Here is a 19,020-nt window from a genome sequence, read left to right as displayed (position 1 = left end):
TGTATATGTGACTGGGTGGTGGCGGTCGAGTGCCCCGCGGGTGGCGGGCGCCCGACCCGCGCGCCCGGGCCGGGGCGCGGCCCGAGGGCCGCGCCCGAGGGCCCACGCGTCCGGCGGGCGCCCGCGCTCAGCGGGCGCGCCGCTCCAGGCGGTCGACGTCCAGCAGCACGACCGCGCGGCCCTCGCGGCGGACCCAGCCGCGCGCGGCGAAGTCGGCGAGCGCCTTGTTGACGGTCTCGCGCGACGCGCCGACGAGCTGCGCCAGCTCCTCCTGCGTCAGGTCGTGCGCCACGCGGATGCCCTCGTCGACCTCCTGGCCGAACCGCGTCGCCAGGTCGAGCAGCGCCTTCGCGACGCGCCCCGGCACGTCGGAGAACACGAGGTCGGCCAGCGCCTCGTTGGTGCGGCGCAGCCGGCGGGCGAGCGCCTGCAGGAGGTGCTCGGCGACCGTCGGCTTGTCCTCGAGCCAGCGGATGAGGTCGGCGTGGCCGAGCTCGAGCACGACCGCGTCGGCGACGACCGTCGCGGTCGCGGTCCGCGGACCCGGGTCGAACAGCGAGAGCTCGCCGAACATCTCGCCCGGGCCGAGCACGGCGAGCAGGTTCTCGCGGCCGTCGTTCGAGCGGCGGCCCAGCTTGATCTTGCCCTCGCGCACGACGTAGAGGCGGTCGCCCGGCTCGCCCTCGTGGAACAGCACGTCGCCCCGACCGGCGTCGATCTCCTTCATCGACGCGATCAGCGCGTCCGACGACTCCGCGTCCAGCCCCGCGAACAGCGGGGCCGTCAGCACGATGTCATCCGCCACGGCGGCACCTTCCCTCTCCCGGACCTTGCCGGCCTGCCTCCCGCACCCTCGTCGGCACGGTCGTGCCGGCCACGCGGCGACGCCCGGCGCGTGCGCGTGACGTCGCGGCGGGGACGGTGCGTGCGGTCGTACCCGCCCCTGCTGTCAGCTGCCAGTCTGCCGCATCGACGCCCGGTCGCGCGTCGGGGCGGCGCGGGGCGCCGTCCCGGGCGTGCCGGCGGCGGCGCGGGCGAGCGGCTCAGCCGTGCCCGGCCGCGCCGGGCAGGAGCTCCGTCATGGCGCCGGGGTCGCGGGCGACGCGCTCCACGAGCCGGTCGGTGACGCGGCGCAGCGCCTGCTCGACCCCCTCCTCGTAGCGGGCGAGGCGCGCGTCGAGGTCGCGCAGCGCCGGCAGCACGCCGACCTCACGCCCGGCGTCGGTGCCGTCGAGCGCGCGCTGCAGCTCCGCGGGGCGGGGCACCTCGAGCGCGACGTCGACGGGCAGGCTGAACGTCATGCCGGCGCCGAGGTCGTCGGGCCGCGCGGCGCTCGCGACGACGAGGTCCATGCGCGCGCGCACGACGCGGCGCCACCAGCCGACACGGGCGCGTTCGGCGCGCAGGGCACGCCGCTCCTGCCGGAGGTCGTGGACCGGGTGCTCGACGCGGGACGTCACGTGGGAGCGGATCGGCCCGCCTCGCCCCGGACTTGAACGATCCGTGCGCGGGTGGGGCGCACGTCACCCGCCCAGACCAGCGCAGACCGCCCACCGCACCGCCGCCGCGCGACCGGCCGCGCGACCGGCCGCGCGACCGGCCGCGCGACCGGCCCGACCGGTCCCCCGACCCGCCCGACCGGCTGTGGGACCCGGCGCCGCGGCCCGGTGCCCCGACCCGGTGCGCCGACCCTGTGCGGCGTACCCTGCCCGCGTGGACCCTCGCCGCCCCGAGACGCCGCTCGCCCGCACCCGGCGGGCTCGACGCGTCGACCGGGCGCTCGCCGAGAGGTACCCGGACGCGCGGTGCGAGCTGGACTTCCGCAACCCGTTCGAGCTGCTGGTCGCGACCGTGCTGTCGGCGCAGACGACCGACGTGCGCGTGAACCAGACGACGCCCGAGCTGTTCGACCGGTACCCCGACGCGGCCGCGCTGGCCGGTGCCGACGTGCGGGACCTCGAGGAGATCCTGCGGCCCACCGGGTTCTTCCGGGCGAAGTCGCGGGCGGTCCTCGGCATCGGGCAGGCCCTCGTCGAGCGGTTCGGCGGCGAGGTGCCGGCGCGCCTCGAGGACCTCGTCACGCTGCCGGGCGTCGGGCGCAAGACCGCCAACGTCGTGCTGGGCAACGCCTTCGGCGTCCCGGGCATCACCGTGGACACGCACGTCGCCCGCCTGTCGCAGCGGCTCGGCTACACGACCAGCGACGACCCGCTGGTCGTCGAGAAGGACCTGCATCCGCTGCTCGAGCGCCGCGACTGGACGATGGCCTGCCACCGGCTGATCTTCCACGGGCGGCGCACGTGCTTCGCCCGGCGGCCGGCGTGCGGGGCGTGCCCCGTCGCGGCGCTGTGCCCGTCGGCGGGCATCGGGGAGAACGACCCCGAGCGCGCCGCCGCGATGCTCAAGGGCTGACGCCCGGGGCTGAGGCGAGAGGGCCGACGCCAGGACCGACCGCTCAGGGGCGGACGCTCACGTGCCCAGGCGCCGCCCGCGGCCGCGGCCGCCGTCGACCTCGGCGAGCCAGTCGACGAGCAGCTCGCCCAGCTGCTCGGGCGCCTGGTCCGTGAGGAAGTGCCCGCCGCTGCGCAGCAGCTCGTACCGGTACGGCGCCGCGACCGCGCGCGTCGGGGTCCGCAGCGGCGCGTGCGCCGCCGGGCGCAGGCCGTCGCGCGCGCCGTGCACCTGCAGCACCGGGACGGGGCGTGCGGCGCGCAGCAGGGCGCGGTAGCGGCGTCCGTCGGGCCGCGGCGTCGAGCGCACGAGCCAGCGCACCTGCTCGAGCTGGCTGTGGGCGGCGAACGGCACGCGCAGCGCGCGGCGGTAGGTGTCGACGGCCGTCGCGTCGGGGCGCCCCGGGATGCCGCCCCACTGCGTGAACATGCGCTCGACGAGGTCGCCCTCGACGACCGCGCGCTCGGGCAGGGACGGCAGCTGCGTGAACGCCAGCAGCGCGGCCGCCGCGGGGTGCGGCGCGCTGCGCGGCTCGACGACCCGGTCCAGCGGGTGCGAGCAGGCGAGCACGCCGACGGCCCGCACGACGTCGGGGTGCGCCGCGGCGGTCGCCCACGCGACGTCGCCGCCGGTGCCGCTGCCGACGACGACGGCGTCCGACTCCCCGAGCGACCGGATGACGCCCGCCGCGTCGGCGGCGAGCGTCGGCACGTCGTAGCCCTGCGGCGGCTTGTCCGAGCCGCCGGTGCCGCGCAGGTCCATGGCGGCGACGCGGTAGCCCGCGGCGGCGAGCAGCGGCAGCTGGTGGCGCCACGCCCACCAGAACTGCGGCACGCCGTGCAGCAGCAGGACGAGCGGCGCGTCCTGCTCACCCGTGACGGTCACGTGGAACCGGGCACCGTTCGCGGTGACGAAGCGGTGCTGCCAGGGGCCGTCGAAGAGCAGCGCGGCGGAGTCGACGGTGGTCATCGGGTGCGAACCTACCGGGTCGCCCCCGGCTCGTGGCCACCCTCGGGGGCGTCGGGGGCGGGGACGGCGGCGGGGGCCGGCGCGGCGGTGTCGTCGACGACGGGCGGGCTCTGCGGCGTCGCCGCGGCCGTCGCGGCGCGGTCGGTGGCGTCGGGCCGCGCCCCGTGGGCCGCCCGGGCGGCGTGCACGCGCCCGCGCCACGCGAGGACGGCACCGCCGACCAGCGCGGCGAGCAGCGACGCCGCGAGGACGCCCACGACGACGTGGTCGTCGAGGACCGTCCCGGTGCCGAACGCGAGCGAGCCGACGAGCAGCGACACGGTGAAGCCGATGCCCGCGAGCAGGCCGACGCCGATCACGTCCCACCACCCGAGCCCCGGGGCGAGGCGGGCGCGCGTGAACCGGGAGACGAGCCACGTGGCGCCGACGATGCCCAGCGGCTTGCCGACCACGAGGCCGAGCACGACGCCCAGGCCGACCGGCTCCGTGAAGGTGGCGCCGAACGTCGCGGCCTCGACCGCGACGCCGGCGGCGAAGAGGGCGAAGACCGGCACGGCGAACCCGGCGGAGACCGGCCGCCACAGGTGCTCGTAGCGCTCCGCGAGCGACTCGTCGCCGTGGGCGTCTGCCGTGCCGGTCGTGCGCCGCCCCGGCACCGTCCCGGCCGCCGCGGGCACGGCGAAGCCGAGCAGCACGCCCGCGATCGTCGCGTGCACCCCGGACGCGTGCAGCAGCGCCCACGCGGCCAGGGCGAGCGGCACGAGCAGGAACGGCGTGCGGATCCCGCGGCGCAGCGCGAGCGCGAACACGGCCACGCACGCGAACGACGCCGCCATGAGGCCGACCGCGACGGTGTCGGTGTAGCCCACCGCGATGATGACGATCGCGAGCAGGTCGTCCACCACGGCGAGCGTCAGCAGGAACGCGCGCAGCGCGACCGGCACGCCTCGCCCCACGAGGGCGAGCACCCCGACGGCGAAGGCGATGTCCGTCGCGGTCGGCACGGCCCAGCCCGCCGGGTGGCCGTTCGCCATGGTGGTGTTGAGGAGCAGGTAGATGCCCGCGGGGACGACCATGCCGCCCACCGCGGCGGCCGCCGGCAGCGCCGCCGTGGCGACGTGCCGCAGCTCGCCGACCACCATCTCGCGCTTGAGCTCGAGGCCGACGACGAAGAAGAAGATGGCCAGCAGCCCGTCGGCCGCCCAGTGCGCGAGGTCGAGGTCGAGGTGCAGCGCGGCCGGCCCGACGACCGTCCCGCTCACCGCCTGGTACGAGTCCGGGGCGAGGTTCGCCCACAGCAGCGCGACGACGGCGCCCGCCAGCAGCAGGATGCCGCCGGTGCGCTCGTCCCGGAGCGTGTCGGCCAGGTTGCGCTCGCCGCCCGGCGTGAGGGCGGAGAAGAGCGTGCGGGGCTCGGTGGGGGGTGTGGCCACGGGGGGTCCTCCGGAGGGGTCGGTCGAGTCGTTGCCGACCAGACTTCCCGGCGCACCGGGGGACCACACTACCCACGCCGGCGCGTGCCCGGCCCGGCGAGGGGCCGGTGGCCACGGCGTCGGGCCGACGACGGCTCAGGCGCCGGCCGGCTCCGGGACGTCGGCGCGGTCGTCCTGCCCGCGGCGGTCCTTCGGCGGGTCGAACCGGTAGCCGACGTTGCGCACGGTGCCGATGAGCTGCTCGTGCTCCGGCCCCAGCTTGGCGCGCAGGCGTCGCACGTGGACGTCGACCGTGCGCGTGCCCCCGTAGTAGTCGTAGCCCCAGACCTCCTGCAGCAGCTGGGCGCGCGTGAACACGCGACCGGGGTGCTGCACGAGGTACTTGAGGAGCTCGAACTCCTTGTAGGTCAGGTCGAGCGGGCGGCCGCGCAGCCGTGCGGTGTACCCGCCGGCGTCGATCGTCAGCTCGCCCGACGAGATCTCCTGCGGGGCGTCGTCGAACGACGCGGTCGCCGCGCGCTCCATGACGAGCCGGAACCGGGTCTCGACCTCCGCGGGCGTCGCGTGCTCGAGCACGATGTCGTCCGCGCCCCACTCGGCGGTGACGACCGTCAGGCCGCCCTCGGTGAGGACGAGCACCAGCGGCACGGTGAGGCCGGTGGCGCGCAGCAGCCGGCACGTGGTGCGCGCCGTCACGAGGTCGCGGCGCGCGTCGAGCACGACGATGTCCGCGTCCGGTGCGTCCACGAGTGCGGACGGCTCGACGGGCAGGACCCTGACCCGGTGGGACAGGAGCCCCAGGGCGGGCAGCACCTGTGCCGAACCACCGGACGCAGGCGTGAGCAGCAGCAGATCCGCCACCTGTCACCTCCTGGCGTGCGAGTGGGCACACGGTACCGCGTGCCCCGGCCGGGTCGCGCCGACCGACCGAGGGGCGGTGTCTGCGAGAATCCCGGCGTGCTGAACCGCCCGGCCGTCCGCCGTCCCCGCAGGCCCGCGCCCGTGCCCGGGCGCCCGCCGCTGCCGGCGTCGTCCCCGGCGTGCGCCGCGGAGCTGCCGTGAGCGTCCAGACCCGGTCCGTCCTGACGGCCGTGCTCGCCGCGCTCGTCGCGGTCGCCGGCTTCCTCGACGTCCTGCCGCTGGCCGGTCTCGCCGCGGTGCTCGTGCTCGCGCTCGCCGCCGGCTGGCCCGCGCTCGCCGGCCTGCCGTTCGCGCCCGGGTCGACGGCGGTCGTCGCGCTCGGGGGGCTCGGGGCCGTCGCCGCCGTGACGTACACGCCCCTGCAGCCGTACCTCCAGCACATGCCCGTGGTGTTCGCCGGGGCGGTCGTGCTCGCGTTCGTCAACGAGCTGCTGCGGCGCGACGGGCGCGTGCGGCTCGTGGAGTCGGTGTCCGGGACCGTCGCCGGCACGGTGCTCGCCGTGTGCGTGACCGGCTGGGTCGCGACCGCGCGCGTCGAGGGCGGTGCGGCGCTCGTCGTCGGCGGCGCCGTGGCGCTCGCGCTCGGGTCCGCGGTCGTCGCGCTGCACGGCCGCACGTGGCTGGTCTACCTGCTCACGGTCGTCGCGGCCGCGGGCGGCGGGACGCTCGTCGGCGCGCTGCTGCCGACCGTCGAGCTGACCACGGGGGCCGTGCTCGGGTTCGGCGTCGGCGTGCTCGTCGCCGCGATGCACGCGCTGTTCGACCGGGTCCCCGCGCTCGCGCGGCGGCTGCCGTCGCTCGCGGTCGCGGTGCTGCCGGTGACGGTCAGCGGCGTGCTGGTCTACGTCGCGGGGCGCGTCCTCGCGGGCTGAGCACCCGGCCGGGCGTCGCCGACCGAGCGCGGCAGCGGCTCGGCGTGTCAGCGGCGCGTCGCCGGCCCGGCGCGTCAGTACACGAGCGCCTGCGCGTCGGGGCGCAGCGTCTCCTCCACGAACACCGCGGCGCCCGCGACGCGCACGCCGGGCAGCACCGCGTCGGCGGTGATGCCGCGCCGCGCCGCGCACTGCGTGCACACCGTGACGCGGCCCTCGGCGAGCAGCAGGTCGAGCAGCTCGGGCAGCGGCGTCGCGTGCTCGAGCACGAGGTCGTCCGCGCGGCCGGGCAGCGCGAACCACGCGGACTCGCCCGTGAGCCACAGGCTGACCTCGGCGCCCGCCGCGACGGCGGCCGCGGCGACGGTGAACGCCTGGTTGGTGGCCTCGGGGCGCTCGGTGCCGGCGGTGGTCTTGACGACGAGGGGGCGCGGGGTCGCGGTCACGGGGCCAGCGTAGGGACAGACGCCCGGGAGAGGTGCCGGGACGAGGTGCCGTGGGCGGCGCCGGGAAGAGGCGCACCGCATCGGTCGTTAGGATCGGTGCATGACTGCGCTCGAGGGCATCTTCATCGGCCTGCTGGTGGTGGCCACGCTCACCATCGCGTGGTTCGCGGGCTTCGTCGTCTACCGCCTGTACAAGGGCCAGCGCTGAGCCGTCCGCGGGTCGTGCACCCGCGCGGGTGACCGGTCGGCCGCCCGCGCCGCCGGCCCCCGAGGGGAGCCGGCGCCCGGGTCGAGCCGACGTCCGAGTCGAGGAGGCAACGTGCCGTTCGTGCTGCCCGAGGGCCTGGCGCCCGAGGTCTACCCGCTCGCCTGGCTGGTCGGCCGGTGGCGCGGCGAGGGCGTCGTCGGGTACCCCGGCGTCGAGGAGAGCGCCTTCACGCAGGAGCTCGAGATCACGCACGACGGCGGGCCCTACCTCGCGTACACCACCACGATCCGGCTCGTCGTGGCGCCGGACGACGCCGCCGCGCTCGACGCCGGGACGCCCGGCGACGACGCGGGCGGCGCCGCCGACACCCCGCCGCCCGCCGTCGCGGGCGACGGCCCCGTGTGGTCGACGGAGTCGGGCTACTGGCGCGTCCCGCCGGAGCGCACCGACGGCCTGACGGACGACCAGCACCCCGTCGAGCTGCTCCTCGCCGACCCGTCCGGCCACGTGTCCGTGTTCGTCGGCGCCGTGGGCAACGGCCGCATCGACCTCGTCTCCGACCTGGTCGCGCACACCGCGACGGGCGCGGCCGTGAACGCCGGCAAGCGCCTGTACGGCATGGTCAACGGCGAGCTCATGTGGGCCCACGACCTGGCCGCGTTCGGCCATCCCATGCAGTCGTACGCGTCCGGGCGCCTCTCCCGCGTGGAGGAGTGACGTGAGCACCACCGCGGACGACGCCCGGGCCGACGCCCTCCCCGCCGAGCCCCGCCACCGCAGCCCGCTGCTCGCGCGGCACGGCGCCGTCGCGGCCGCCGGCCCCGACGCGGGGGTCGCGTGGCACTACGGCGACCCGACGGCCGAGCAGCGCGCGCTCGCGCGCGGCGGCGCCGTCGTCGACCAGTCGCACCTCGGCGTCGTCACCGTGACGGGCCCCGACCGCCTCACCTGGCTCCACTCGCTGACGTCGCAGGAGCTCACCGGCCTGCCGCCGCGCACGTCGACCGAGCTGCTCGTGCTCGACCCGCAGGGGCGCCTCGAGCACGCCGCGGGCGTCGTGGACGACGGCACGACGACGTGGCTGCTCACCGAGACGGCGCCGGCGCTCGCGGCGTGGCTCGACCGGATGCGGTTCACGCTGCGCGTCGAGGTCGCCGACGTCACCGACGACTGGGCCGCCGTCGCGGAGCCGCTCGACGCCGAGGGTGGCGAGGGCGAGCCCGTCACGTGGCGCGACCCGTGGCCCCGCACCGGTGCCGGTGGCACCCGCTACGGCCCGGCGGACGACGACCACCCCGGCGCCGACCGGCGCTGGCGCCTCGTGCTCGTGCCCCGCGACCGGCTCGTCGAGGAGGTGCGGGCGCGCGAGGCCGCCGGCTGGCCGCTCGTCGGCACGTGGGCCGCCGAGGCGCTGCGCGTCGAGGCGTGGCGTCCGCGCACGTCGCACGAGGTGGACGACCGCACCATCCCGCACGAGCTCGACTGGCTGCGCACCGCCGTGCACCTGCACAAGGGCTGCTACCGCGGGCAGGAGACGATCGCCCGGGTGCACAACCTCGGGCGGCCGCCGCGACGGCTCGTCATGCTGCACCTCGACGGCTCGGGCCACCTCGTGCCCGAGGCCGGTGCCGAGGTCTTCCTGCCCGACGACGACGGGCACGGCGCGGTCACGCGTGCCGGCGACGCGTCCGAGGGGGCGACGCCGGGCCGGCCGGTGGGACGCGTGACGTCGGTCGCGCGGCACCACGAGCTGGGCCCGGTGGCGCTGGCCGTGCTGAAGCGGTCCGTGCCGGAGGACGCCGTCCTCCTGGTCGACTGCGACGGCGGGGCCGTGTCGGCCGGCCAGGACGTCGTCGTCCCCGGCGAGGGCGTCTCGGTGGACCGGCCGGCGGCGCGCGGGCCGCTCACGCGCGGGCTCGGCCACCACCCGATGCTCGGCGGCTGAGCCGGTGGGCGCGTCCGCGTCGCCGGTCCGGGCGAGCGCCGCCCTGCGGGTGCTCGTCGCGTCGCGCGTGCGCGCCGGGCGGGCCCGGGTCCGCGCGTCGTGGTGGTTCGTCCTGCAGGCATCCGTCGCGGCGGGGCTGGCCTTCGCGATCGCCCGGTACGTCGTCGGGCACGACTACCCGTTCTTCGCGCCCGTCAGCGCGTGGGTGGCGCTCGGGTTCTCCCGTGACCGGTCGGTGCGGCGGGTCGCCGAGCTGGCGGCGGGCGTCGCGATCGGCGTCGCGGCCGGCGACCTGGTCGTGCACCTCATCGGGTCGGGGCCGTGGCAGATGGCGCTCGTCCTGTTCGGTGCGGCGCTGCTGGGGCGGTTCCTCGACGCGGGCCCGATGCTGACGACGCAGGCGGGCGTGCAGGCGATCGTCATCGTGGGCCTGCCGTCGCTCGTCGGCGCCGGCGCCTCGCCGTTCAGCCGGTGGGTCGACGCGCTGGTCGGGGGCGCGGTCGCGCTCGCGGTCGCGCTGCTCACGCCGACGGACCCGCGCCGGCACCCGCGCCGGCTGGCCCGGGCCGCGACGCGCGAGCTCGCCGGGATGCTCGAGGTGCTCGCGCGCGGGCTCGGGCGGCAGTCCGTCGACGACATCGAGGGCGCGCTGCTCACCGGGCGCGCGTCGCAGCCGTCGCTCGACGAGTGGCGGTCCGCCGCCGCCTCGGCCGCGCAGCTGGTCCGGCTGGCGCCCGCGCACCGGCGGCACCGGGCGGAGCTCGCGCGGATGGTCGACACCGCGGTGCTCACCGACCGGGCGGTGCGCAACGCGCGCGTCCTGGCGCGGCGCGCGGTCGCGGCCGTCGCCGACGGGCACGACGCACCGGCGCTCGCGGACACCGTCGAGGCGACCGCGCGGGGCGTCGAGGACCTCGCGGAGGCGCTCGGGAACGGCGCCGAGCCGCGGGGCGCGCGCGAGCGGCTGCTGGCCGTCGCGGCCGCGCTGGACCCGTACGCGCTCGCGCCCGACGACTGGCAGGTGCAGTCGCTCGTGCTGCTGCTGCGCTCGCTCGTCGTCGACCTGCTCGAGGCCGCGGGCGTGCCGCCGGGCGACGCGCGTGAGGCGCTCCCGGAGCTGTAGGGGCGGGCGCGGCGCCGGCCCGGGCGAGCCCCGGGCATTGCGTAGGCTCGGCGCGTGGACATCATCGGCCTGGCCCAGGTGTGGCTCTTCCTGCTGTTCTACCTGGTCATCTTCGGGCTCAGCGCCTGGGCGCTCGTCGACTGCCTGCGCCGCCCCGCCGGCGCCTTCACGGCCGCGGGCAAGCGCACGCGCACGTTCTGGACGTGGGTGCTGGTGGCCGCCACCGCGGTCGCGTTCATCAGCATCCCGCCGCCGCTCGGCCTGCGGCTGCCGTTCCCGAGCTTCCTCGCGCTCGTCAGCGCCGCCGCGGCGATCATCTACCTCGTCGACGTGCGTCCCGCCGTCGCGCCGTACACGCGGCGCCGCGGGCCGGGCGGGCCGTCGCGGGGCGGCTGGTGACGGGCACGGCCGCGTCCGACGGCGCGGCGCGCCCCACCGGGCAGGTCGGGGCCGGTCACGTCGGGACCGCCGCGGTGCCGCTCGCGCTCGTGCGGCGCGGCGACCTCGTCGAGTCGGTGCACGCCGGGCACGTCGTCGTGCTCGCGCCCGACGGGTCCGTGCGGCTCGCGCTCGGCGACCCCGACGTGGTCGTGTGGCCGCGCTCGTCGCTCAAGCCGCTGCAGGCCGTCGCGATGCTGCGCAGCGGCCTCGACGTCGACGGCGAGCGGCTGGCGCTCGCGTGCGCGTCGCACAACGCCGAGGACGGCCACCTCGACGTCGTCCGCGGCGTGCTCGCGGCGGCCGGCCTCACCGAGGACGACCTGCAGAACACCCCCGACTGGCCGTTGCACGCCGAGGCGGCGTTCGCGTGGCGCACCGCCGGGCACGGCGCCGCGTCGCTGACGCAGAACTGCTCGGGCAAGCACGCCGCGATGCTGGCCACGTGCCGCGCCGCGGGCTGGGACACCGCCACGTACCGCGACCCCGCGCACCCGCTGCAGCGCGCGGTCGTGCAGGCGGTCACCGACCTCACGGGCGACGCCCCCGCGCACGCCACCGTCGACGGGTGCGGCGCGCCGCTGCTGTCGACGACGCTGCGCGGGCTCGCGCGGGCGTTCGGGCGCGTCGCGGCGGCCGTGGCGGAGCCCGGGACGAGCCCCGAGGCGCGCGTCGGACGCGCGATGGCGGCGCACCCGTGGCACGTCGGCGGCACGGGCCGCGACGTCACGGCGGTCATGCAGGCCGTGCCGGGGCTCGTCGCGAAGGACGGCGCCGACGGCGTCTACGCCGCGGGGCTGGCCGACGGCGGTGCGGTCGCCCTCAAGGTCGCCGACGGCGCCGGCCGGCCGCGGGCCGCCGTGCTCGCCGCCGCCCTCACGGTCGCCGGCGTGGACCCGGCGCTGCTGCGGGACGTCGCCGCGACGCCCGTGCTCGGGCACGGGCAGCCGGTCGGCGCCGTGGAGGCGACGTTCGGGACCGGCCTGTGAGGGCGGTCGTCCAGCGCGTGACGCGCGCCGCCGTGCGCGTCGACGGCGAGGTCGTCGGCGAGATCACGCGGCCCGGGCTGCTCGCGCTCGTCGGCGTCACGCCCGGCGACGGCCCCGCGCAGGTCGAGGTCGTCGCCCGCAAGATCGCCGAGCTCCGCATCCTGCGGGACGAGCGCGCCGCCGTCGACGTCGGCGCCCCCGTGCTCGTCGTCAGCCAGTTCACGCTGTACGCGGACGTGCGCAAGGGGCGGCGCCCCACGTGGAACGCCGCCGCACCGGGGGCCGTCGCGGAGCCGCTGGTCGCGGCGGTCGTCGACGCGCTGCGGGACCGCGGCCTCGAGGTCGCGACCGGGCGGTTCGGCGCCGACATGCAGGTGGAGCTCGTCAACGACGGGCCCGTGACGATCCTCGTGGAGTCCGCGCCGGCGGGGTGACCCGGGTGGCGCCGGGTTCCGGCGCCGGGGCCGGGCGCCGGCGCCGACCGTCAGCGCAGCGCGGTGACGTCGCCGTCCGTGCGCCACCCGAGGACGACGTCGTGCCCGACCCGCACGGTCAGCAGGCCCGCCGGCACGGCGACCGGCTCGTCCGCGGCGCGTCCGTCCGCGACGCCCAGCCGCAGGACGCGCGCGACCTCCCCGCCCTCCTCGTCGGCGACCGGCACGTGGAGGACCTCGCCGTCGGTGCCCACCGGGCCGGCCGGCACCTCGTCGCGCGCGTCGTGCGTCCGCTGCCAGACCGGCTCGCCGGTCCGCGCGTCGTACGTGCGCACCCCGTCCGGCGCGACGGCGTGCACGCGCCCGCGCAGCACGAGCACCTGCTGGACGTCGCCGACCGGGACGCTCCACCGCTGCCGCAGGTCCGGCCCCTCGAGCGCGTGCAGGCCCTCCGCGCTCGCGGCCAGCAGCAGGTCGCCGGCGCTGCCGTCGTCCACCGTGACGGTCGCGGGCGGGCCCGGCAGTCGCCCGGTGCGCGCGGCCGTGACGAGCCGTGCGTGGGGACCCTCCTGGACGACGAGCCGCGAGGTCCCGCGCGCGTCGACGTGCTCGTGCAGCGCCCCGCCCTCGCGCAGCCGGACCGGGCGCACGGGCCGGCCGTCGGCGTCGAGCAGCTGGAGCGTCGCACCGCGCGGGACCGCGACCACCCCGTCCGTGCCGTGGACGACCGCCGGCGCACCCGGCAGCACGTCGCCCGGCCGGCCGTCGCGCCACCACCGCTCCTCGCCCGTGACGGCGTCCACGCCGCGCACCAGCAGGGCGCCGGCGTCGAGCGGGTACCCCAGCACGGCGACGTCCCCCAGCAGCGCGAACGACGTCGCGGGCACGCCCGGCGTCGCGTCGACGACGTGGTCGGCGCGCACGGAGCCGTCGTCGGTGCGCACCCGCAGCAGGCGGGACGTCGTCGCGGGGACGTCCTGCACGACGACGCCGCCGTCGCGCGTCCACGCGTCGGTGACGAGGCAGACGACCTCCGCGGGGCGTCCGGTGGCCGTGCCGGCGTCTGCCGGGCGTGCGGGGGACGGGCGTGCGGGGGACGGGCGTGCGGGCGTCCGGCCGACCGGCGCGCAGCGGGGGAGCGGGGTGCCGAGGGCCTCCGCGACGTCCGCGGGCGCCGACGTCAGCGGGCGGACCCACGCGTCCGCGCCGGTGGGCGGGTCGAGCGCGACCAGGTCGACACCGGTCGGCGTCTGCCGGAGGCCGAGCAGCGGGCCGGCCAGCGGGTCGAGCCCCGTGCCGAGGGCGACGGGCAGGCGGTCGCCGGGCACGCGCCAGGTCTCGGCGAGCGTCGCGGGCAGCGGGCCGCGGACCCCGGGCAGCGCCCGCAGCGCCGCCACCTCGGCGCGCTCGCTCGCGGACGTCGCCACCTGCGCGCCGACGAGGACGAGCACGAGCGCGGCACCGACGGCCGTCCGGAGTCGCCGGCGCCGGCGTGCGCCGGGACGGGGCGGGGCCGGGGCGTCGTCGTCCTCGCCGGCGTGGTCGTCCGCGGAGCCGCGCTCGCCTCCGGGCCCGTGCTGGGGTCCGTGGCGGCCGTCGTCGCGTCCCGGTGCGCGCCCGCCGCGGCCACGGTGCGGGCGCGTGTCGAGGACGTCGTCGTCCTCGACGAGCTCCACCTCGGTCCGGCCGCCGCGCTGCGCCATGCGCGCACGCTAGTCCAGCACGGACGGGTGAGAGCAGCCCATCATCCACATGCCTGTCCACAGCTGTGTGCAGCGCGCGACCTGCACCGCGACGCCCCGGGCACAGGGGTGTGGACGGTACCTGTGGACGCGCCCCTCGACGTCACGGCTGCCTCCGACCCCCATGACCTCCCCCCTGACCGCCGCCCTCCTCGGCGCCTCGCCACGCGCCCGCACGACCCGCCCACCTCCACCGCCGGGGCGCCGCGGCGGGCCGCCTCCGGCCCCCGCGCCGAGCTCCGGCGGACCCGCCGCCGAGCCGCCACCGGCCCACCCCACGCTCTCCCCTCGCGCTCCCACCGCCGTCCGCGCCGAACGGGGTCTGGTGTGCGGATGGGGCCCCGTATCCGTACACCGGAGCCCGTTCGCCGTGGACACCGCCGTGGACACCGCCGGGGACGAGGACGAACGGCCGGGGGCCGGTGGGCGGTGGGTGGGGGCGCCCCGCGGGCGGGAGGACGTCGTCGTGGTCGACGGCTCCGCCTGGGTGCGATCTCGCGGGGTCCCAGGGGCGGTGGGGGCGTCCGGCGGAGGATGCCCGCGGTGCGGGGGCGGGCGCGTGACGTCAGGATGGGCGCGTGCGGGTGGAGGCGGTGCAGGGCGACATCACGGCGGAGCGCGTCGACGTCGTCGTCAACGCGGCGAACTCGTCGCTGCTCGGCGGCGGCGGGGTCGACGGGGCGATCCACGCGGCGGCGGGGCCGGCCCTGCTGGCGGCGTGCCGGGAGCTGCGGCGCGGTGCCCTGCCCGACGGCCTGCCCGTCGGTGACGCCGTCGCGACGCCCGCGTTCGACCTGCCGGCGCGCTGGGTGGTCCACACCGTCGGGCCGAACCGGCACGCGGGCGAGACGGACCCGCGCCTGCTGGCGTCGTGCTTCGCGCGGTCGCTGGACGTCGCGGCGGGGCTCGGTGCGACGAGCGTGGCGTTCCCCGCGGTCGGTGCGGGCGTCTACGGGTGGGACGCCGCCGAGGTCGCGCGCGTGGCGGTGGGCGCCGTGCGCGGGTGGCACGCGGAGGTCGAGGACGCCGCCCCGGTCGCGGTCGTGCGGTTCGTGCTGCTCCCGGTGCGCGTGCTCGAGGCGTTCGAGCGGGCGGTGGCGGCCTGACCGGCGTCGTCGGTGTCCCGCCGTGCCCTGCTGCAGGGGCGTGCGCGGCGGGCATGGCCACCCGTCCGGCGCGTCCCTAGGCTCGTCGTATGGCCGAGTCGCTGCCCGCGCTGCCCGAGGACGACCTGACGCGCGTGCTGTGCGTCGTCGCCCACCCCGACGACCTCGAGTACGGCGCGTCGTGCGCGGTCGCGCGGTGGACGGACCGCGGCGTCGACGTCGCGTACCTGCTGCTCACGCACGGCGAGGCCGGCATGGACACGTCCCCGCCGGCGGAGACCGGGCGCCTGCGCGCCGCCGAGCAGGTGGCCGCCGGGGCGGTGGTCGGGGTGACGCAGGTCGACCTGCTGCACCACCCGGACGGCGTGCTCGAGCCGTCGCTCGCGCTGCGCCGGGACGTCGCCGCGGCCGTCCGCCGGTTCCGCCCCGACACCGTGCTGACGATGACGTGGGAGAACGAGGTCGGCTGGGGGCTCAACCAGGCCGACCACCGCGCGGCGGGCCTGGCGACGCTCGACGGCGTCCGCGACGCCGGCAACCGCTGGGTGTTCACCGACCTGCTCGACGAGGGCCTCGAGCCGTGGGGCGTGCGCCGCCTGCTCGTGGCCGGGCACACCCGGCCGACGCACGCCGTCGACGTGTCGGGCGAGCCGCTGCGCCGCGGGATCGCCTCGCTCGAGGCGCACGCGCAGTACCTCGCCGGGCTGCCGTGGCACCCGGCGCCCGCCGAGTTCCTCCCGGAGATGACGGCCGAGGCGGGCCGCGCCGCGGGCGTCGAGCACGCGGTGCTGGTCCGCACGTACGACCTCCAGGGCTGACCCCGGGGGCGCCGGGCCGCAGGGACGGTCGATCCGGACGACCGTCCCTGCGGTCCCGGCGGGGGCCGGTCGGGCGTCAGTCGGTGGTGGCGTTCAGCGACGCGAGCTCGTCGGGCGTGAGCTCGAGGTCGGCCGCCAGCACCGAGTCCTGGATCGACGCCGGGCGGGACGCACCCGGGATCGGGACGACGACGTCCGCCTGCGCGAGCTCCCACGCGAGCGCGACCTGCTGCGGGCTCACGCCGTGGGCCTCGGCCACCTCGGCGAACGGCGCGAACGCCTCGCCCAGGTCGCCGGCCTTGCCGATGCCACCCAGCGGGCTCCACGGCAGGAAGGCGACACCGAGCTCGGCGCACAGGTCGAGCTCCGCCTGCGACGAGCGGAACGCCGGCGAGTACTGGTTCTGCACGGACGCGAGCCGCCCGCCCAGCACCTCCTGCGCGGCGCGGATCCGGTCGGGGTTCGCGTTGGAGATGCCGGCGAGGCGGATCGTCCCGGCGTCCAGCAGCTCGGCGATGGCGCCGACGGACTCCTCGTACGGCACCTCCGGGTCGGGGCGGTGGAACTGGTAGAGGCCGATGGCCTCGACGCCGAGCCGGCGCGCGGACTCCTGCGCGGCCTTCTTCAGGTACTCCGGCCGGCCGTTCACCGTCCAGGAGCCGTCGCCCGGGCGCAGGTGGCCGCCCTTGGTGGCGACGAGCACGGACGAGGAGTCACCGTGCCAGGTGCGCAGCGCCTCGGCGATGAGCTCTTCGTTGTGGCCGACCTCGTCGGCGTGCAGGTGGTAGGCGTCCGCGGTGTCGATCAGCGTGACGCCCGCGTCGAGCGCGGCGTGGATCGTGGCGATCGAGCGCTCGCGGTCGGGGCGGCCCTCGATGGACATGGGCATCCCGCCGAGGCCGATGGCGCTCACGGGGACGTCGGCGATGTGTCGTGTCTGCATGCCTCCATCCCACGCCCGCCGGACGGCCCGCGCACGCCGACGCCTCGTCGACGGGGCCGGGCGGTCAGGTGCCGGGCGCGCCCAGCCCCGGCACGTCGACGCGGAGCACCGACGCGATGGTCCGCACGACGCCGTTCTCCGTGTTGGCCGGCGCGAGGAACCGCGCGCCCGCGCGCACGTCCGGGTGGCCGTTCGCCATCGCGAAGGACCAGTCGGCGGCCGCCAGCATGCCGACGTCGTTGAAGTAGTCGCCGAACGCCATCGTGTGCTCCGGGCCGACGCCGAGCGCGGCCTGCACGGCCCGCAGCGCGGTGCCCTTGTCGGCGGTCGGGCTCATGACGTCCACCCAGTGCTCGCCCGAGACGAGCACGCGCGCGACGTCGCCGAAGGACGCGAGCGCCGGCCCGGCGCCGGCCTCCGCGCCGCCGAAGTCGTACACCGCCACCTTGAGGACGGTGTCGTCGACCGCCGTGAGGTCGTCGACCCGCTCGAGCAGGGCGTAGTAGGGCTCGCACTGCGCGAGGAACGCGTCGTCGGTCCGCTCGACGTACGCGCTGCGCTCGCCGCACAGCACCACGCCGACGTCGAGCCGGGCCGCGACCTCGCGCACGCGGCGCACCACGTCGCGCGCCACCGCGAGGTCGAGGCCGTCGACGGCCAGAGCCGCGCCGTCACGCACCACGTAGGAGCCGTTCTCCGCCAGGTAGACGAGGTCGTCGCGGCCCATCGAGCGGCGCAGCGTCGCGTACTGCCGGCCGCTCGCGGGGCACACGGTGACCCCGCGGGCCAGCAGCGCGTCGAGCAGCGGCCAGAACGTGGGGTGGACGCGCTTGGCGTCGTCGAGCAGCGAGCCGTCCATGTCGAGGGCGACCAGCCGCACGTCGGGGACGTCGTCGAGCACGGGCGGGTCGACGGCGGGGGCGGGAGGCCCGGCGGGCGCGTCGGGGCGGGGACCGGTCACCCCTCGAGCATGCCTCACCAGCCGCGGCCGCCCGGCGCGCCGCCGCCCCGACCAGGCCCGGGACCGGTGCCCGGCGCCGTGCCCGGGGAGCCGCCGGACGACCCGGAGCCGCCCCCGGCGCCGCCCGCCTCCCGGTTGCGCTCCGCGAGCCGCTCGCGGCGCTCGGCCTCCGCCGCCTGCTCGGGCGTGGGCACCGGCGCGCCGGTGCCGGTCTGCTGGCCGCCCTGCTCCCCGCCCTGCTGACCGTCCTGCTCCCCGGACTGCCCGCCGGACTGCCCACCGGGCTGCCCGCCCGGCTCCCCGGCGTCGCCGTCCGCCCCGCTCTGACCGCCGTCCGCCCCACCCTGGTCGCCGGCGGCGCCGTCCTGCTCGCCGTCGCCCCGGTCGCCCGACGCGCCGGACCCCGCGCCCGGCGCGCGCCAGTCGCGCGGCGGCGACTGCTCGGCGTCGAACGCCGCGTCGGCCGCGTCCTGGGCCTGCGCGGAGCGCTCGGCGAGGTCCTGCTCGGCCTCCTCCTGCCGCTCGGCCCGCTCGTCGGCGCCGCCCCCGCCGCCGCCACCCGCCCCGCCCGACGGCGGCGTCGCGCACGCCGGGTCGGCGAGCGCCTCGGCCGCGAGCGCCGCGTGGTCGGCGGCCCGCTCGAACAGGTACTGCACGTAGCGGATCTCCTCGGGGTACGTCGGCGGGTCGCCGCCCTCGTAGGCGGGCTCGAGGACCTCCTCGTCGTAGGGCTCGCCCGTCGCGCGCGCCACCTCGGCGACGCGGACCGCCTCCGCCTCGGCGAGCTGCTCCTCCGCGTACGCCGCCGCCTCCTCGCCCATCGCCCCGTGCGCGAGCGCGCGGTTCGTCTGCACGGCGCAGCGGTGCTCGTCGGGCACGCCGACCAGCGCCTGGTCGAGCGCGTCGATCGCGGTGGCGTACCAGCCGTCCCGGTACGCGGCCGTCCCGGCGTTGAAGTCGGCCTTCCACTGCTCGACGGGCACGACCGAGCGCTGCCGCTCGAACACGGTCGTCGCGGCGTCGTCGTCGCCCGCGTCCCACGCGGCGCGGCCCTGCGCGTAGACCGGCAGCAGCACGAGCAGGTGCACGCCGAGGCCGAGCAGCACGGCCGCGGGCAGCCAGCTCCAGCGGAGCAGGAGCCGGCGGCGCCGGGCGTGCGGCGGCTCGGCGGCGCGGCGGGCGGCCGTCGCGGCGCGGCGCGCGGCGCGACGCTCCTGCTGC

General features: G+C 78.1%; 19 protein-coding genes and 1 pseudogene. 10 read left to right on the top strand and 10 right to left on the bottom strand.

Annotated features, from left to right (window positions below):
• Positions 1-127 precede the first annotated feature (127 nt).
• Together ACFUMH_RS13035 and ACFUMH_RS13030 are read right to left on the bottom strand one after the other, a co-directional pair.
• Positions 128-805: a Crp/Fnr family transcriptional regulator gene (locus ACFUMH_RS13035; RefSeq protein ID WP_378205977.1), complete on the bottom strand. Its 678-nt coding sequence runs from the start codon at positions 803-805 to the stop codon at positions 128-130.
• Positions 806-1,043: 238 nt separating this feature from the next.
• Positions 1,044-1,460, bottom strand: a complete 417-nt coding sequence (locus tag ACFUMH_RS13030) for a hypothetical protein (protein ID WP_378205974.1) — start codon at positions 1,458-1,460, stop codon at positions 1,044-1,046.
• Positions 1,461-1,713: 253 nt separating this feature from the next.
• Here ACFUMH_RS13030 and nth point away from each other — a divergent pair, with 253 nt between their 5' ends.
• The gene (gene nth, locus ACFUMH_RS13025) at positions 1,714-2,412 is read left to right on the top strand and encodes an endonuclease III (RefSeq protein ID WP_378205971.1); all 699 of its coding nucleotides are present in this window, start codon (positions 1,714-1,716) and stop codon (positions 2,410-2,412) included.
• A 57-nt stretch (positions 2,413-2,469) separates the two neighbouring features.
• On the opposite strand, the gene ACFUMH_RS13020 is transcribed toward nth, so the two are convergent.
• The 3 genes from ACFUMH_RS13020 to ACFUMH_RS13010 all read right to left on the bottom strand — a co-directional run bounded on the left by ACFUMH_RS13020 (position 2,470) and on the right by ACFUMH_RS13010 (position 5,714).
• Positions 2,470-3,420, bottom strand: coding sequence for an alpha/beta fold hydrolase (locus ACFUMH_RS13020; RefSeq protein WP_378205968.1), 951 nt, complete (start codon positions 3,418-3,420; stop codon positions 2,470-2,472).
• Between the two features lie 11 nt (positions 3,421-3,431).
• The gene (gene nhaA / locus ACFUMH_RS13015) at positions 3,432-4,853 is read right to left on the bottom strand and encodes a Na+/H+ antiporter NhaA (RefSeq protein ID WP_378205965.1); all 1,422 of its coding nucleotides are present in this window, start codon (positions 4,851-4,853) and stop codon (positions 3,432-3,434) included.
• A 135-nt stretch (positions 4,854-4,988) separates the two neighbouring features.
• Positions 4,989-5,714, bottom strand: a complete 726-nt coding sequence (locus tag ACFUMH_RS13010; protein WP_378205962.1) for a winged-helix domain-containing protein — start codon at positions 5,712-5,714, stop codon at positions 4,989-4,991.
• Between the two features lie 197 nt (positions 5,715-5,911).
• Here ACFUMH_RS13010 and ACFUMH_RS13005 point away from each other — a divergent pair, with 197 nt between their 5' ends.
• The gene (locus ACFUMH_RS13005) at positions 5,912-6,646 is read left to right on the top strand and encodes a hypothetical protein (RefSeq protein WP_378205959.1); all 735 of its coding nucleotides are present in this window, start codon (positions 5,912-5,914) and stop codon (positions 6,644-6,646) included.
• A gap of 74 nt (positions 6,647-6,720) precedes the next feature.
• Here ACFUMH_RS13005 and ACFUMH_RS13000 read toward each other — a convergent pair whose 3' ends face one another.
• The gene (locus ACFUMH_RS13000) at positions 6,721-7,092 is read right to left on the bottom strand and encodes a DsrE family protein (protein ID WP_378205956.1); all 372 of its coding nucleotides are present in this window, start codon (positions 7,090-7,092) and stop codon (positions 6,721-6,723) included.
• 319 nt (positions 7,093-7,411) lie between these two features.
• Between ACFUMH_RS13000 and ACFUMH_RS12995 the strand changes: the two genes are divergently transcribed.
• The 6 genes from ACFUMH_RS12995 (at position 7,412) to dtd (ending at position 12,229) form a co-directional block, all read left to right on the top strand.
• On the top strand, positions 7,412-8,017 hold the full coding sequence (locus ACFUMH_RS12995) for an FABP family protein (RefSeq protein ID WP_378205953.1): 606 nt from the start codon (positions 7,412-7,414) through the stop codon (positions 8,015-8,017).
• 1 nt (position 8,018) lies between these two features.
• Positions 8,019-9,245, top strand: coding sequence for a YgfZ/GcvT domain-containing protein (locus ACFUMH_RS12990; protein ID WP_378205950.1), 1,227 nt, complete (start codon positions 8,019-8,021; stop codon positions 9,243-9,245).
• A 4-nt stretch (positions 9,246-9,249) separates the two neighbouring features.
• A complete protein-coding gene (locus tag ACFUMH_RS12985) occupies positions 9,250-10,368 on the top strand; it encodes an aromatic acid exporter family protein (protein WP_378205947.1) in 1,119 nt (372 codons plus the stop codon).
• A gap of 54 nt (positions 10,369-10,422) precedes the next feature.
• Positions 10,423-10,767, top strand: coding sequence for a DUF2516 family protein (locus tag ACFUMH_RS12980; protein WP_378205944.1), 345 nt, complete (start codon positions 10,423-10,425; stop codon positions 10,765-10,767).
• A 74-nt stretch (positions 10,768-10,841) separates the two neighbouring features.
• The gene (locus tag ACFUMH_RS12975; RefSeq protein ID WP_378205983.1) at positions 10,842-11,795 is read left to right on the top strand and encodes an asparaginase; all 954 of its coding nucleotides are present in this window, start codon (positions 10,842-10,844) and stop codon (positions 11,793-11,795) included.
• Positions 11,792-12,229 (top strand): D-aminoacyl-tRNA deacylase, encoded by a 438-nt coding sequence (dtd, locus tag ACFUMH_RS12970; protein ID WP_378205941.1) that lies wholly within the window; start codon positions 11,792-11,794, stop codon positions 12,227-12,229. The genes ACFUMH_RS12975 and dtd overlap by 4 nt, the downstream gene beginning before the upstream one ends.
• A 50-nt stretch (positions 12,230-12,279) precedes the next feature.
• On the opposite strand, the gene ACFUMH_RS12965 is transcribed toward dtd, so the two are convergent.
• Positions 12,280-13,932 (bottom strand): hypothetical protein, encoded by a 1,653-nt coding sequence (locus ACFUMH_RS12965; RefSeq protein ID WP_378205938.1) that lies wholly within the window; start codon positions 13,930-13,932, stop codon positions 12,280-12,282.
• 617 nt (positions 13,933-14,549) lie between these two features.
• On the opposite strand from ACFUMH_RS12965, the gene ACFUMH_RS12960 reads away from it, so the two are divergent.
• Both ACFUMH_RS12960 and ACFUMH_RS12955 read left to right on the top strand, forming a co-directional pair.
• Positions 14,550-15,077: an O-acetyl-ADP-ribose deacetylase gene (locus ACFUMH_RS12960; RefSeq protein ID WP_378205935.1), complete on the top strand. Its 528-nt coding sequence runs from the start codon at positions 14,550-14,552 to the stop codon at positions 15,075-15,077.
• An 89-nt stretch (positions 15,078-15,166) separates the two neighbouring features.
• Positions 15,167-15,895 (top strand): PIG-L deacetylase family protein, encoded by a 729-nt coding sequence (locus ACFUMH_RS12955; protein WP_378205932.1) that lies wholly within the window; start codon positions 15,167-15,169, stop codon positions 15,893-15,895.
• Positions 15,896-15,971: 76 nt separating this feature from the next.
• Here ACFUMH_RS12955 and ACFUMH_RS12950 read toward each other — a convergent pair whose 3' ends face one another.
• The 3 genes and pseudogenes from ACFUMH_RS12950 to ACFUMH_RS12940 form a co-directional block, all read right to left on the bottom strand.
• Entirely contained in the window at positions 15,972-16,838 is an 867-nt protein-coding gene (locus ACFUMH_RS12950; RefSeq protein WP_378205929.1) for an aldo/keto reductase, read from the bottom strand.
• 64 nt (positions 16,839-16,902) lie between these two features.
• Positions 16,903-17,697 carry an HAD hydrolase family protein gene (locus ACFUMH_RS12945; protein WP_378205980.1) on the bottom strand — a complete coding sequence of 265 codons (795 nt, stop codon included), beginning with the start codon at positions 17,695-17,697 and terminating at the stop codon, positions 16,903-16,905.
• A 116-nt stretch (positions 17,698-17,813) separates the two neighbouring features.
• A pseudogene (locus tag ACFUMH_RS12940) lies at positions 17,814-19,020 on the bottom strand (hypothetical protein); the annotation flags it as partial.

The sequence above is a fragment of the Cellulomonas sp. NPDC057328 genome, assembly GCF_042667215.1.
Classification (GTDB): Bacteria; Actinomycetota; Actinomycetes; order Actinomycetales; family Cellulomonadaceae; genus Cellulomonas.
This window is presented reverse-complemented; position numbering and strand designations above follow the sequence as displayed.